The 14,765-nt window shown below is 35.6% G+C and carries 12 protein-coding genes and 1 pseudogene; 4 read left to right on the top strand and 9 right to left on the bottom strand.

What is annotated here, in order from left to right; translation table 11 throughout:
• Positions 1–335: pseudogene (locus V7121_RS16305) on the bottom strand (alanine dehydrogenase); the annotation flags it as partial.
• 130 nt (positions 336–465) lie between these two features.
• Complete coding sequence (locus V7121_RS16300) at positions 466–1,704, bottom strand: PucR family transcriptional regulator (protein WP_335547225.1); 1,239 nt, start codon at positions 1,702–1,704, stop codon at positions 466–468.
• Between the two features lie 332 nt (positions 1,705–2,036).
• Here V7121_RS16300 and alaP point away from each other — a divergent pair, with 332 nt between their 5' ends.
• Positions 2,037–3,437 (top strand): alanine permease AlaP, encoded by a 1,401-nt coding sequence (gene alaP / locus V7121_RS16295; protein WP_335547224.1) that lies wholly within the window; start codon positions 2,037–2,039, stop codon positions 3,435–3,437.
• A gap of 328 nt (positions 3,438–3,765) precedes the next feature.
• Here the strand turns inward: alaP and V7121_RS16290 are convergent, their stop codons facing one another.
• Entirely contained in the window at positions 3,766–6,000 is a 2,235-nt protein-coding gene (locus tag V7121_RS16290; RefSeq protein WP_335547222.1) for an MMPL family transporter, read from the bottom strand.
• A 56-nt stretch (positions 6,001–6,056) separates the two neighbouring features.
• A complete protein-coding gene (locus tag V7121_RS16285; RefSeq protein ID WP_335547220.1) occupies positions 6,057–6,689 on the bottom strand; it encodes a TetR/AcrR family transcriptional regulator in 633 nt (210 codons plus the stop codon).
• Positions 6,690–6,855: 166 nt separating this feature from the next.
• On the opposite strand from V7121_RS16285, the gene V7121_RS16280 reads away from it, so the two are divergent.
• On the top strand, positions 6,856–7,659 hold the full coding sequence (locus V7121_RS16280; RefSeq protein WP_335493587.1) for a 5'-nucleotidase, lipoprotein e(P4) family: 804 nt from the start codon (positions 6,856–6,858) through the stop codon (positions 7,657–7,659).
• Positions 7,660–7,729: 70 nt separating this feature from the next.
• Here V7121_RS16280 and V7121_RS16275 read toward each other — a convergent pair whose 3' ends face one another.
• Positions 7,730–8,095: a cytochrome-c oxidase gene (locus V7121_RS16275; protein WP_335493585.1), complete on the bottom strand. Its 366-nt coding sequence runs from the start codon at positions 8,093–8,095 to the stop codon at positions 7,730–7,732.
• A 143-nt stretch (positions 8,096–8,238) separates the two neighbouring features.
• On the bottom strand, positions 8,239–9,495 hold the full coding sequence (locus tag V7121_RS16270) for a DUF445 domain-containing protein (protein WP_335493583.1): 1,257 nt from the start codon (positions 9,493–9,495) through the stop codon (positions 8,239–8,241).
• 248 nt (positions 9,496–9,743) lie between these two features.
• On the opposite strand from V7121_RS16270, the gene V7121_RS16265 reads away from it, so the two are divergent.
• Positions 9,744–11,645, top strand: a complete 1,902-nt coding sequence (locus V7121_RS16265; protein ID WP_335493581.1) for an APC family permease — start codon at positions 9,744–9,746, stop codon at positions 11,643–11,645.
• Between the two features lie 46 nt (positions 11,646–11,691).
• Here V7121_RS16265 and V7121_RS16260 read toward each other — a convergent pair whose 3' ends face one another.
• The 3 genes from V7121_RS16260 to atpB are packed head-to-tail and all read right to left on the bottom strand — an operon-like array spanning position 11,692 to position 13,804.
• Positions 11,692–12,666 carry a DUF3939 domain-containing protein gene (locus V7121_RS16260; protein WP_335493579.1) on the bottom strand — a complete coding sequence of 325 codons (975 nt, stop codon included), beginning with the start codon at positions 12,664–12,666 and terminating at the stop codon, positions 11,692–11,694.
• A 4-nt stretch (positions 12,667–12,670) separates the two neighbouring features.
• Positions 12,671–13,066, bottom strand: a complete 396-nt coding sequence (locus tag V7121_RS16255) for an ATP synthase F0 subunit B (protein WP_335493578.1) — start codon at positions 13,064–13,066, stop codon at positions 12,671–12,673.
• A gap of 24 nt (positions 13,067–13,090) precedes the next feature.
• Entirely contained in the window at positions 13,091–13,804 is a 714-nt protein-coding gene (gene atpB / locus V7121_RS16250) for a F0F1 ATP synthase subunit A (RefSeq protein ID WP_335493716.1), read from the bottom strand.
• Positions 13,805–14,136: 332 nt separating this feature from the next.
• On the opposite strand from atpB, the gene V7121_RS16245 reads away from it, so the two are divergent.
• On the top strand, positions 14,137–14,670 hold the full coding sequence (locus tag V7121_RS16245) for a hypothetical protein (protein WP_335493576.1): 534 nt from the start codon (positions 14,137–14,139) through the stop codon (positions 14,668–14,670).
• The last annotated feature ends 95 nt before the right edge of the window (positions 14,671–14,765 follow it).

The raw sequence follows: 14,765 nt of genomic DNA, 5'->3' as shown, positions 1-14,765 counted from the left end.
ACCCCTTTATCTTTAAGTGCTTGTGCCAATTCTGGCTCAGCAGCAAGATGTAAGTAAGTAAATAAAATTAAACCTTGACGGAAGTATTTGTATTCACTTGAAAGAGGCTCTTTCACCTTCATAATCATATCTGCTCTTGTCCAAACTTGTTCAACACTATCAATAATCTCAGCACCAGCTTTAGCATAATCTTCGTTTGTGAAACCGCTTCCAATTCCAGCATCCTTTTCCACTAAAACTGTGTGGCCGGCAGTCAGGAATGAAACAACACCTGCTGGAGTTAGTGCTACTCGATTTTCATTATTTTTAATCTCTTTAGGTACGCCAATAAACATAGTTTTTATTTCCTCCCCTAGTTACATTAAAATGTTTTGCTATGGCTAAAGTATAGAATGTTTGCAAAAGAATTTCCTTGTTCAGAAAAGAGAAAGATTTTCATTCTTTTTGGGGATTTTCACAAAACGTTCAAATCCCCTGATATTTTTTCAGTTTTAAGTCTAGGTAGAGGATCATTTTTTGATTGGGATCTTTGAAATTCACCTCACCAATTTCAGTAATCCGTTTGAGACGATAATTTAATGTGTTGGCGTGGACATTTAATTCTTTAGCAGCATCATTGATGTTGGTATCTTTATTTAAAAAGACTTCTAGAGTTTCAATTAAATTGCTATTATGTTTCTGATCATATTCATAAAGTCGTTTTAAGGAAAGATTTTCATATTCCTCTATTCGTCTTTTCTCTAAAATTAAATCAAAAAATTGATATATTCCTAACTTTTGATAATTAAAAATATCCTTTGTTTCTTGTGGGAACTTTTCTTTAATTGACAAAACCGTTAATGTTTCCTCATAAGCTTTACGAGTTTTTTGATAATCCGTGTAGATACTGCTATAAACAGGGTTAATCGCCATAATTCCATATCTTTCACGCATTTGTAAGACAAAATATTTGGTAAACTGTTCAAGTCCATGAAAGGGACTTTCTAGATTAGTAGCAGAAACCAATAGAATCAGTTGGTTGCAGTCAATGGTATAAAGGATAATTTTTATCCTTTGATTTGTTTTTAAGAGGTAAGAGATGGATTGCTCCTCTTTATTTGTAATGTTTACCTGAAACTGAAAAACTAGAACAGCAAAAGAAGTTGGTGGTGTTATCTGCAAAGAATGGAAGTGATCAAAAATCTCGTCTTTTGCTTTTAGATGGCCAGTTAAAAGTTTCCAAAAGAATTCTTGTGAGCGTTCTTCTTTTTTATTTTTTCTCGTCTGAAGTTGCAACAGCTTATTTTTTGCTGCATCGGCCGCTTTCTTTAGAAGGATAAAATCTTCTTCTGTTAATGTTTTATCAATTTCAATTGCCCAAATAAATCCAATCACTTCATCCTGCTTCCAAATGGAGATAGCGACTCTATGGTTAAGACCAATATCATTCATGTTTTTAACACGTATCGGCTCTTGGGTACTTAGTAAAGCAGGAATCGTTCCTTCTTTCCATAACTGATTAATAACTTTTTCTGGTACCCTCCTGCCAATAATCGTAGAAATCCGTGCAGGATCGGTCCGTTCATCATGCGTACTATATGCAAGTAGACGATGGTTTGAATCTTCGATTGTTATAGGGCACATAAGTACCTGACTAATAAGGTCGGCAAATTCATCTAAACTATCAAAAGCCGTTTTAAATGGATCGTGAAGTCTATTATTCAAAAATAATTCCCCCTAGTTTAATAGTTAATGACCTTTAGTAGTCTCGTTTGATTAATAAATGCCTTTGTTTAATTTTACAAAAAATATAAAATAATTTCATGTATCTTAACAAAATAATTAATATACGATAATGTTAAAATAATTTCGAGTAATTCAAAAAGAGTAAACATTTTTAAAAAATACTCTTTTGAAAGCGTTACCATAGGTAGAAAGGAGGAATAATTGTTATTAAGCTTAAAAGTTAATGCTAACATTGGTATATTAATAAAGTATAAAAATTATTTCAATGGGATGAGAAAAATTTTGAGGTTTATTCATAAAGGGGGATTTATATGAGAAATAACACACATGGGAAAGAGCTGCATCGTGGGTTAGAAGAAAGGCATATCACCTTGATGTCTTTAGGGGCAGCCATCGGGGTGGGTTTATTTCTTGGCTCGGCAACAGCAATTAAGATGGCAGGGCCAGGGATTTTGGTTGGATACGCCATTGCGGGTCTGATTATGTTTTTTATCATGCGCGCATTAGGAGAAATGGCCATTCAAAAACCTGTAGCTGGTTCATTTAGTAAATATGCACGCGACTATTTAGGACCTTTAGCGGGGTACATAACAGGCTGGAATTACTGGTTTTTATGGGTTGTAACCTGTATGGCTGAGATTACAGCAGTAGGAATTTATATGGAGTATTGGTACCCAGATGTTCCACGCTGGATCTGGGCACTAGCCGCACTTGTAATCATGGCGACAGTTAATTTCCTTGCAGTAAAAGCTTATGGTGAATTAGAATTTTGGTTTGCATTAATAAAAATTGTTACGATTATTGCGATGATTGCCATCGGGATAGGGATGATTTTCTTCGGTTTTGGCAACGGAGGAATAGCCACTGGAATTAAGAATTTATGGGAGCATGGCGGTTTGTTCCCTAATGGAATTAAAGGGGTATTGTTATCATTACAAATGGTTATGTTTGCTTATTTAGGGATTGAAATGATTGGGGTTACAGCAGGAGAGGTAAAAAATCCTGAAAAATCTCTTTCGAGAGCAATTGATTCAGTGTTTTGGCGTATTCTTATATTCTACGTTGGCGCGTTGTTCGTCATTATGTCCATCTATCCTTGGGAAGAAATTGGGACAAAAGGAAGTCCGTTTGTACTTACCTTTGAACAAATTGGTATTCCAGGAGCAGCCGGAATCATTAACTTTGTTGTGTTGACTGCAGCACTATCCTCCTGTAACAGCGGAATCTTCAGTACGGCAAGGATGTTATTTAATCTTGCCCAGCATGGAGAAGCACCGCAGAATTTTGCTAAAGTAACAAAAAGTGGTGTTCCAGGGGCTGCTGTTATAGCTTCCGCTGCTGCCTTATTAATTGGTGTCGTCTTAAATTATATTGTTCCTGCAAAGGTTTTTACATGGGTGACAAGTATCGCAACCTTTGGCGCGATTTGGACTTGGGGAGTCATTCTCTTATCACAAATTCGCTATCGGAAAACCTTAAAGCAGACTGAGACCAACGCTTTAAAATATAAGATGCCACTATTCCCATATACATCTTATCTCTCGTTAGCCTTCTTAGCGTTTGTCATTGGTATAATGGCTTATAATCCAGATACAAGAATTGCACTAGTAATTGGACCATTATTCTTGGTCTTCTTGGTAGCCGTTTACTATGTTAAAGGCTTCCATAAACGAGAAACAATCGAAAATAATGGGGAAGAACGGGTTAGTTAAACAATGAAAAAAGCAGTGGACTCCACTGCTCAGGCTGTCGAGAAACTCTCGACAGCCTATTATTTTATACAGAAACTTTAATTATTCATCGCGTTAATTTGTTATAATATTATTAGTAAAAGCTTTGAGACTTGTCTGTTGATTGGCGCTCCCCGCAACGCCCGCGGAAAGCGAAGTGCCTGGAGCGGAAATCAACAGGACCATTAACAGGGACAAAATCAATAAAATGTCCCGGTGAAAAGAAAAATTGCCGAGAAAAGCAACCTTTCTCGACATTTACGGGGCAGATCACAATCTGAGCAGTGGACTCCACTGCTTTTTTTTTGATTTATTCATGTGAACTATTACGTTCTACTACCATGATGTGCTTTTTTGATGGCCAGAAAGCCCATTTGCCTAGTAACACAGTAATCGAAGGGACTAGTAATGGTCGGACGATGAATGTGTCTAATAAAACACCGATTGCAGTAATTGTACCAAAATGTACGAGTACTTGAATTGGCAAGGTGGTTAAAATGGCAAAGGTGCCGGCCAGAATTAGTCCAGCTGAAGTAATAACCGAACCGGATTCAGCTACCCCTTCTTTAATGGCTTGAAGGAGAGGCAGCTGTTTGCTTTTCTTCCATATGCTCGAGATCATAAAAATATTATAATCTTCACCTAAAGCGACAATAAATACAAAGGCATAAAGAGGGATAAATCCCTGGATTGCATCGACGCCGAAAATATAATGCAGAAGCACCCAGCCCAGTCCGAGTGCGCTAAAGTAAGATAATAGTACCGTTCCAATTAAATAGGCTGTAGCTGTGATTGAACGAAGATAGACCAGCAGCAAAACAGCGATGATACTTATGACGATTGGAATGATAACGCTGCTATCCTCATTGGTTGTCTGTTGGGTATCATATTGTTCTGCGGTAAGTCCCCCAATCCAAACTTTATCTGAGGCATTTGTTATGCCGGCTGCTTTTAAACTTGTTTCTACCTTTTTACGAAGGTCTGGTATATGACTCATTGCCTTATTTGAATAGGGATTAACATTCATTTCTAGATTATAACTAAGAATAGTTGAGTTTCGTTTCCCTTGAATACCCTTTGAAACTAATTCAACATATGCTAGATTCTCTAAATCTTCTTTTACCGAGTTTGATTTTCCATCCGTTTGAACAATAATTTGAACAGGTGCTAATTCACCTGGGTTGAAGTGTTCGGCAATAATATCAAAGCCCTCTCGTGATGGCATATCCTTTGGAAAAGAAGACAACGTATCGTAAGTATAGACAATTTTGGTTGAGAAAAAGGCAAAAACGCCTAAAAATAATAATGTAATTACAGCTAATTGAATTGGCCTTTTTACGATTAAATTTCCTAATCGTGAACCAAAACCTGCTTTATTCGTTTGTGATGGCAGTTTTTTTCCTTTTCTTAGGGCGCGTTCCTCCTGCATTTCTTTTGTCCGTGGCAAAAACGGATAAAAGGAAGCTCTGCCAATGATACTTAAGAGAGCCGGTATGAGCGTTAAACTAGCGGCCATCATAATCAGAATAGAAAGGCTAAATGGAATGGCAAAGCGATGGATTGCGCCGTACCTAGATAGCAATAACACTAACAGTGAGAAAACAACTGTTAGCCCACTCATGGCAATCGCTCCAGATGCACCTTTAAGAGAGCGCTTCATTGCAGTTAACTTATCTTTTTCTTCAAGTAAATAATTTCTAAATCGAGAGATTAAGAATAAACAATAATCGGTCCCGGCTCCGAAAAGAAGGACTGTCATAATCGATAGGGCTTGTGAGTCAAGTTCAACCCAGCCAGCCTTTGCAATACCGCCCAAAATCGGACTAATGACACCATAAGCAATCCCCACTCCCAATAATGGGATTACAGCTAAAATAGGTGACCGATAGATTAATAATAATAAAACAAGAACAATAGCAACCGTTCCAAATAGTAATGAAAGGTCGCCCTGACTGAATAAGGCGGTTGCATCCGTAGAAATGCCAGCGGGTCCAGTAATTCGTAATAATAATTGATCCTTATCACTTATTTTCGGTTTATTAGGATTCTTCGGGAAGATTGCAGCAGCCTTCTCTTTAAAAGCTAATAAGTCATCTTTGATGATCTCCTTGTCAGTATCCTTTTGGAACGTAACAGGTAATATCAATGTTGTGCCATCCGGTGATAGTTGCTGTTTAAGAGCGGGTAGTGGGAATTGATAAAATGGGACAATAGTATCCTGTGAGTCCACGGGATTTTTATCTAATTCCATCGTATAGCTTTGAATCAGTGTAAGGTCTTCATTTGTTATTCCAGTTGATTTATACCAGGTTAACAGGGCAGGAGTCCCTGAGGTGGTTGGGAATTCTTTCTCTGCCACCTTTTTTGCTTGTTGTGATGGTGATGTTAATTCTAAATTGCCTGCCATCTCGTTTTTTTGGGAATTTGCCTGCGGAAGAACCATATTTAAAACTGCCGCTAACAACAACCACACTACAAGAACGAACCACCTCCCTTTCTTCCCGCTTATAGCATTGCCATACGTTTTAAACCATTGATTCTTCATATTATTCACTCCAATCATTTCCCTTATCAATTGATAAGTAATGGGTAAAAAAAAGATTAGGCTCTTATACCATTAATAAAAATTTCTACCAGTAATTTAGCTTTTTCCTTAGCTTTTATTTGTCGTTCCTCTTTTGGTAATTTCGCGAAACTTTCAGGTTCAAGAATCGATTTAATGAGATTTAATATTACATAGGCTAACTCAGTGGAAGTTGTATCCAGAGATTCAGGCTTTTTAATTTCCTTCTTTATAACACCATCATTAATCATTGTGACAACAGGCGTTAAAAAACCTTTAGTCCACTCTTGATGAAGTAGTTTCTGATCATCAAGGCTTAATTCATGTGAAATATCATGAAACATTTGTGCCAGGTCAATTTCAAAATGGACCATCATATAAATGGAAATTTGTGTTAGTCTTTCTTGAAATGTAGTGAATTGAGATAAAATTGCCTTTAGATCATTTTCTGTATGATGCAGCATGTGCTGAATGACGGCAATATATAGAGTTTGCTTGTTTTTAAAATGATGATAAATGGCAGGCTGTGAAACATCACAAATTTGAGCGATTTGTCGCGTCGAGACAGCGCGGTAACCTAATTCCATAAATAAGCGTTGAGCAGTATTAATAATAGTACGATAGGTTTCTTTATGATTGATTGAACTCATTTGTTTCTGCGACTTGGCCATAAAAACATTGATCCTTTCTATTTACTTATCAATCGATAAGTAAAATATAGCGGAGGAGAATGTAAAAGTAAAGTGACAGATAAAGAAATAGCACAAATGAATTAATTGGAACAGTTATTTTTTCACATAATAATATTGAACGTAAAATAAAGGATGGGTGTAGAATTTGAAGAAGATAATTAGTGTAGTTACTGTAGTATTTGTACAACTTTTTCTAATTAATATTGACGCAAATGCAGAACCAGTGTCTGCCTTATCAGAGCAAAATACGATGTCTGTGCTTTGGTTTCAAAAGGCTGGGGAAGCGAAAGGATTATATTACCAAGGCTATAATCTTGGAAAAATGAGATTAGACAAAATCATGAGTAAAAAAAGGGGCAGGAATAACTTAAAGCCAGCGATTGTCCTTGATATTGATGAAACTATTCTAGATAATAGTCCACACCAAGCCTGGTATGTGCTGGCAGGCAGAAAGGTGCCATTTAATTGGAATGAATGGTTCAAGCGGACAGAAGCTAAACCTCTTCCAGGAGCGGTCGAATTTTTGCAGTATGCAAACTCTTTAGGTGTCGAGATTTTTTACATTTCCAATCGTTATGAATCACAAAAAACTGCCACAATCATGAATTTGAAAAATGTGGGTGCACCGCAGGTCGATCTAAAACATGTATTATTAAAGCAGCCTGGTGAAATCGGTAAAGAAACACGACGTAGACTAGTGGCAAAGACTCATGAAATTATCTTATTATTTGGAGATAACCTGGGTGATTTCAGCGGATTTGATAGGCTATCAGTTTCAAATAGAAATAATGCAGTGGTTAGGCTTAAGGGAGAATTCGGTAAGAAACTTATTCTGTTTCCAAATCCAATGTATGGAGATTGGGAAGGGGCAATTTATAATTATACTTCCAAGCTATCGGATGAAGAAAAGATTAAGCTGAGAAGGGCATTTTTGGAAACATACCGTTAAAATGCAACAGACGCCATTAAAAGGCGTCTCTGTTGCTCTCTTTAAAAATATATATGATGTAATAGTGCACCTAACTCTTTACATTTTTTAAGATATTAATAGCAAAGATAATAATACCTAACACCATTAATGTTCCACCAGTTGCCACTGCGGGCGCAGCACTTTCCGTCCCTGTAACTAATAATGAGAGACCAATCATCATAATCGGCAGTGAAATATTATGAAGCCAGAAGTGTACCTTTGCGAGAGTAGTTTCGGCTGCATTAGGAAATCCAACATAGATAAGTCCAGCAAGCGCCAGTGACATCCAGCCCAATAAATTAATGTGGACATGAACAGGTGTTAAATCGAAACCTTCCGTCATTGACATATACATCCCAATGCAAACACCAATCACAAAATACACAACAGAAATTTTAATTAACCTAACTGCCATTTTTCAGCCTCCCTTTCATTAATAGATATGACTACAGTACTAAATATGCTGAAAGATTTTGAAAAATAACCATGACTTCAGGCGGACAAAATTAGATTTTAAATAGGAAAAAGCTGCCATCAAGGCAGCTTTATACAAATAGTTTAAAGTAAGGCTTTTATTCCAACTAAGACAAGACCAATTAGAAAACCACACACCGCCCCATTAACGCGAATCCATTGAAGATCTTTACCTACGTTTGTTTCAACCATATCAATAAGCGTTTTATCATCTAGTTTTTCTAAATTTTCTTTAACGAGTATGCCTATTTTCGAATGATTCTTATCTACAAAGCTCGATATGTGGTTCTTAATCCAGGCTTCAATCGCAAATACTTTCTCTGGGTCTGATTTTAAGGAATCTAATCCATTTTTAATAATTGGAAGGAGATAGTCATTATAAAAATGGGGAGTATCAATAAAATGATCAACCCTTTGTTGAATTTGGGTTAATAAATCAGTAATTTGTTCCTGTAATTCCCATTTATCAACCAGATGTGCTTTAAACTTATTCAGTTCATCATAGACATTTTGATCATTTTTTAGCGATTGTAATTTGGTATCGATATAAATCAATAAGGTTTGTCTATTTTGATTTAAAGGGTCTTGATAGCTTGCCACACCTTTTATAATAAGACTTTGAATTATATTTCCCAATTTTTCTTCATTAACCAGGTTACTAAATGATTTTAATGCGAATTGCATAAAACCATCAGCTTTAATATTTTCGACCGCATCAACTGCTAATCCACCTAGCTTATACTTTGTACTTTCTTTACTTGCCCACTCATCAACCTCATTAAGCAGGTAATCTAGAACTTTTTCATCATATTTTCGATTGGTAAGTTGATCAATAATCAAGGGAAGAAAGTCTTTACTATCTATGTTCTTGATTCGAGTTTTGAGTTCCTCTTCTAATAGCGGAGCAAATTTTTTTATATCAACTTTTTTTATTAAATGTTTAGAAATGATAATGAAGTTCTTCTCGACAGCAGGTGTAGGTAACTCACTGTCAATGATATCAAATATTTTTTCGCTGAAATTTATCGTATCAATTTTATTACGGATACTTTCCTTAGTCAGCCAATCATTTTCTAACATGGAAATGATTCCAGCAATAATTCTATTCCGATTTTTTGGAAGCAGCGCGGTATGTGGAATAGGTATCCCAAGTGGATGCCGGAATAATGCTGTAACGGCAAACCAGTCAGCTAGTCCCCCAACTAGTCCAGCTTCAAACCCTCCCTGCAAAATCATACCCAAGATTGAGTCTTCTATTGGAATAGTAGCAAGAAAACCAATTCCCATCACAGCAAGAAAAATCGTTGCTAAATGCCGTGTTTTATTTTTACGATTTACCATCTTTGAAACCCCTCATTTTTGAGAAATAGTATTGTCTATTGCTATTATCTCAAGTTTAGTAAAAAAAAAGCAAAAATAATTACTTATATATGGATTATTTGCTAATCATTATGACCTATAAGGAAAAAAATAACATAAAGAATTCATAAACTGTTCGGGGAAGTGGGTTGTAATTATTATTTATAAAACTATAATTATTCTAAATAATTAGATTAGCTGTTTGGAAGAAAACGAAAGGAGTCTTTTGTATGGTCCATTGGGTGAAAGTGCTCGAATGGGTTTTAGGTGTAGTTGCATTGGTGTTAATTTGGTACTCGATTCATAACTTAAAGAGTGTAAAAAAAATTCTACTAGGACACCCAATGCGTACAGCAGAATTGCAGAGCAAGCATACAAAATTACTCTGGTTTATTGCCCTGCCGATTTTATCAGCAGATTTATATTCGTCTGTTTCATACGGTCCAGAATCGGGATTAACTGAATTGGTTTTACTCGGAGAAGAAGGAAAATGGCTTATTATTCCGATTACAGTGGCTACTATAGTGTTACTAGGCATATTGATATTATCATATATTATGGGAATTTTAGCCTATCCAAATGGCGGGGGAGCCTATGCAATCGCTAAGGATAATTTCAGCACCATTTGGGTTTCTTTAGTTGCTTCAAGCTCTTTATTAATTGATTATATTTTGACTGTTGCCGTTTCTATTTCCGCAAGCATAGAAGCATTAGTCTCGGCTTATCCGGCATTGGAACCATATGAAACAGTCCTTGCGATTCTGTGTCTAGTAATATTAGTAATAATTAATTTACGTGGTGTTGCGGAATCAGCAAGAGTCTTAGCGTGGCCGACTATTTGTTTCATCGTCTGTATGCTTTTGGTTATTATTGCAGGACTTTTGGATGAATTCCAATACGGGTTTATTAAAAGTTCCACACCTGCATTTGGTACATTTCCGAAGGGTTTATCGATTCTTTTGCTACTTAAGGCATTCAGTTCAGCGTGTTCTGCGTTAACCGGAATAGAGACAATTTCCAATGCTGTTCCTATATTTCGTGAGCCGCAAAAAAGGAATGCAATAAAATCTTACATCACATTAGGTATCATTACTGCAATCACTTTATTGGGGATTTCCTTTCATATATATATCAATGGAATATCTGTGGATTCACATAACACGATGTTATCACAATTAATAAGTATTTACTTTGGGGATGGAATCCTTTATCAATTAATTATTTGGTTTACCTTTATTGTTTTAATTCTAGCAGCAAATTCAACATTTACTGGATTTTCACAACTAGCCGCTATCGTTGCTGCGGATGGATTTTTACCGAGGGGGTTCTTAAACAGGGGAGATCGTCTAGGATATTCAAATGGCATTATTGTTTTAGCCTCGATAGCCTGCATCCTTATTATTATTTTTCATGCCCATACAAATGCTCTAATTCCACTATATGCGATTGGAGTTTTTGTCTCTTTTACGATCGCACAATTTGGCCTGATAAAAAGATGGCTAAAGATAAAAGGGGCTTATTGGCCGTTAAAATTCTCTATAAATCTTGTTGGAGCAGTTATTACCTCTGTGGTTGCAGTAATATTTGCGGTTACTAAATTTACGGGTGGTGCTTGGATTATTTTAGTGATATTGCCTATGTGTATCTTCTTCTCACTAGCGATACACCGTCATTATCAAGAGGTTGCTAATGAGCTTAAGCTTGATGGAAGTACCCTCCCAATATCAAGTGAGGTATTATCGATTGTGCTCGTTTCAGGGGTACACAGGGTCGTGAACAATACCATATCGTTTGCAAAAAGTTTAAATTCAGAAGTAATTGCTGTTTATGTAGGATTTGACGATGAGGCAATAAGAACAATGGAGGATAACTGGGCAAAATGGGGGAGCCCTTGTAGATTAGTTTGTTTAAAGAGCAAGTATCGTTCCCTTCTTGAACCTTTATCCCGATTAATAAAAGTGTTGGAGGAAAAACATCAAGAAAAAGTAATTCATATCTTAATTCCGCAATTTATTCCTATTAAGTGGTGGCATCATTTATTACATAATCACAGTGCATTGATGCTGAGGGTTTGGTTCTTAAGTCATAAGGACATTGCGGTTACGACAGTTCCATACCATTTAAGGAAATAATAATCGATGATTAATTTGGTTTCCTTTAATACAGGTAAAACACCTCTCAAACGTGAGAGGTGTTTGTCATTTTCTTTTTCTGAGGTTTTATATGTGTGATCAAACCATCAAGGTCGGTAATGTAAAATTGTATTTTAGGGTCTTCTTTAAGGTATTTCTCCTGCTTTAATTGAAAATAATTTACCTTATGATGAGGGTCGAACTTTAACATAGGATATTCCTTATGTTCTTTAACAAATAAATCAACGGCTTTCTGGACAATATCCATCTCAATCGGAATTTCTTTTTCATGTTCCTCAAATAAATCATAAGTTTCTTTCGACATATAGAACTTTTTAGAAGGGATTCCACCAAGAAGTGGAGCAAGTTGATGAAAGTCGATGCTATTATCTTCCTGAACAAGAATCGTCCGGTAAACACCTTTCGGTAAATTATCAGAAAAAGCTCTGATGGTTTTCCGTACTTCTTCGATAGAGATATCTATAATCGGGTAGTCCTTATCAGCATCCTGTTTAGTTTTTATAGATTTTTGTCCGCTTTTTGTCTTTTGAATTGAGCCTTTAAAGTATTTTTGAACCATTGAATAAACAGATATCCCGCCAATACCAATACCAAAGAAAGTTCCTATTAACGTAAAAGTAGGATAGATATTATAGCGATCATCTAATAAAGCGCCTAACTTGTAGCCGGAAAAAACTGTAAGTGCAATAGTGATTCCAAAGACCATATTAAGTGAGAGCGTTTTAATGAGAAAATTAGTGAATTCCTTCCAATGTTCATCACTATGGTTCTTTCCACTATTAAAAAATTCATTCACTTCTTTTTTCATTTCATCTGAAACTTGATTTTCTTCAAAGAAGTTTTCAAGATACTCCTGTTCGGTTTTGTTTTCATTTTTTAATAGACAGGCGGTTTTTTCGATTGTCCCTTTTTTATAATGTACATAAATCCACTTTTCCTCAAAACCTAACTCTAGACTCTCAGTTACTCTCCCTAAGGATTTAGTAAACTTGTGCCTCATGTTCTTACGCCCCCTTTATTTGGTCTGCTTTTATAAAGGAACGGGTACGAGCATGAAATGCTTCTTCATTAGCTTCTTTTAGAATTTGTTTAGCCTTTTCTTTCGCATCATTAATAATCAATGCTGCTTCATTTTCGCTATGCTTCATCATTTCCCTTGCCTTAACCCTTGCTTGCTTCATCATTTCCTCACTACTCTCAAGGTTTCTAGCTGCATCATGCTTATATTGTTCAGTTAATTGTAACTGGTTTTCGATGTTTAATTTTCTTTTTTCAAGGATAGAAACTAACTTTTTAAAAACAAGCTTTTTTAAAATGAATACTAATACAGTAAAAAGGACCGCTTGATAAAGCATTGTACCTAATGAAATTGGCAAACCAAATAAAGTAAAATCACCCAAAACAACTCACTCCCTTCACTACTATTATGTTAACCTGTGAGCAATATAAACCATGGTTAGTGTAACGAAGATATAAGCTTGAATCGTTCCTATAAAAATGCAAAATGCTTGCCAGAGTATCATTGGTACACTAGCCAGGGCAGCAATGATAAATCCTTGTGTTACCGCACTAGCTAAAAGAGTTAGCAGTACTTCTCCAGCATAGATATTACCAAACAAACGGAGTCCCAAAGTTAGAGTGGTGGCAAGTTGTTCAACAGCATTAATTGGAAATAAGAATTTAAAGGGTTTGAAAAAGCTTAGAAAAAAATGCTTAAAACCGTGTAAGCGAATATCGATGAAATGTGTGTAAACAATAATCATGATGGCAAGAGTCATCGTTACATGTGCATCGGCAGTTGGCGACCTCCACCATGAAACTGCATGTTCCTCAGCAGTAATAATTGAAAAGGGAACACCTAACAGATTAGCAACAAATAAGTACATTAATAAAGAAACTCCAGTTGATAGAATGAATAAATTGTTTGATACTACCATTGAATCATTCATGATGTTTTTTACAAATTCGATAATCCATTCCATAAAATTTTGCCATTTTTTTGGTGTGTTAGTTGTGGGGTTTATAGTAAATAAGTAGGCGATGAGGAAAACAATAATTGCTGCAATGGTGCTAGTTAAAAGTATCGATAAATCAAACGTTAAATTAAACCAAACCACTTGCGGTCTAGTGTATTCGATGATGTCCAACCCCTTTCTTTAAAATTTGATTAAAAGAAATAGCGGGACTATTGGTGTGGGTCATTTGTTATGTCATCTTCATTATATACAAAAAATTTCAATATTGTAACATAGTTCACAATTTATTCTTAATTTTCTGAAAAATAAACTAACCACGCTTAGAAAGATAATAACCATTATTTTATTTCTATAGATATTTTTGTTTCCAATAGGAAAAAAATTTATATTTTTATAAAAAAATTAACAATTTCAAACTTCTTATACTTTTTTAATATAATAAAATGTTGTAAAATAAACAAGGTTCAAAAAAAGTGTATTAGGGAGAAATGGATATGAAAAAATTCTTATTATTAGTATCAGCGCTTACGATGGCTATAGCTTTGGCTGCATGTTCAAGCAATGATGAAACCAAAACAGATAAGAAGGAAGCCACCAAAGAGTCATCTGCAACGAAAGTGGATGTTAAAAAGGAATTAGTTAGATTTTATATGGATTTAGGAAATAAAATTAACGCAAAAGATGCTGATTTAAATGCATATGTAGCGAAGGCAACAAAAGAAGATGCTAAGCCTGAAGAATTACCAACGGCTGAAGATCGAGCAAAAGCAAGTGCATCTGCAGCAGCGGTTGCAGAAGAGTTAAATAATTATCAAATTCCGTCAACTTTAAATGATAAAAAAGCCGACCTTGAGGCTGCAATTAAGGATTTCGCAACTTCATACCAAGCTAAAGCGGATGAATTAAAAAAAGATGCACCTAATTTCGATGCTGCAAATGCAACCTTCACACAAGGCGAAGAAAAACTCGGGAAAGTATATGAAAGTGAAAAATTACTGGCACCAAGTGTAGATAAGCAAGTAAACTAATTTATCTAAAAAACATTCATTAAGCAGCAATTGCTGACCATAAAAAAACAAGCCGGTGGACCTTCTGGCTTGTTTTTTGTCTATTAAAATATTAT

The sequence above is a fragment of the Neobacillus drentensis genome (genome assembly GCF_036962125.1).
Lineage (GTDB): Bacteria > Bacillota > Bacilli > Bacillales > Cytobacillaceae > Neobacillus > Neobacillus drentensis_B.
The sequence above is the reverse complement of the archived record's forward strand: the minus strand, read 5'-3'. Positions and strand labels throughout refer to the sequence as shown.

Excerpts from the sequence above, each read along its gene's own strand:
- alaP (WP_335547224.1), top strand. The coding sequence starts at position 2,037 with ATGAGAAATAACACACATGGGAAAGAGCTGCATCGTGGGTTAGAAGAA.
- V7121_RS16290 (WP_335547222.1), bottom strand. The coding sequence starts at position 6,000 with ATGAAGAATCAATGGTTTAAAACGTATGGCAATGCTATAAGCGGGAAG.
- V7121_RS16285 (WP_335547220.1), bottom strand. The coding sequence starts at position 6,689 with ATGGCCAAGTCGCAGAAACAAATGAGTTCAATCAATCATAAAGAAACC.
- V7121_RS16275 (WP_335493585.1), bottom strand. The coding sequence starts at position 8,095 with ATGGCAGTTAGGTTAATTAAAATTTCTGTTGTGTATTTTGTGATTGGT.
- V7121_RS16270 (WP_335493583.1), bottom strand. The coding sequence starts at position 9,495 with ATGGTAAATCGTAAAAATAAAACACGGCATTTAGCAACGATTTTTCTT.
- V7121_RS16265 (WP_335493581.1), top strand. The coding sequence starts at position 9,744 with ATGGTCCATTGGGTGAAAGTGCTCGAATGGGTTTTAGGTGTAGTTGCA.
- V7121_RS16260 (WP_335493579.1), bottom strand. The coding sequence starts at position 12,666 with ATGAGGCACAAGTTTACTAAATCCTTAGGGAGAGTAACTGAGAGTCTA.
- V7121_RS16245 (WP_335493576.1), top strand. The coding sequence starts at position 14,137 with ATGAAAAAATTCTTATTATTAGTATCAGCGCTTACGATGGCTATAGCT.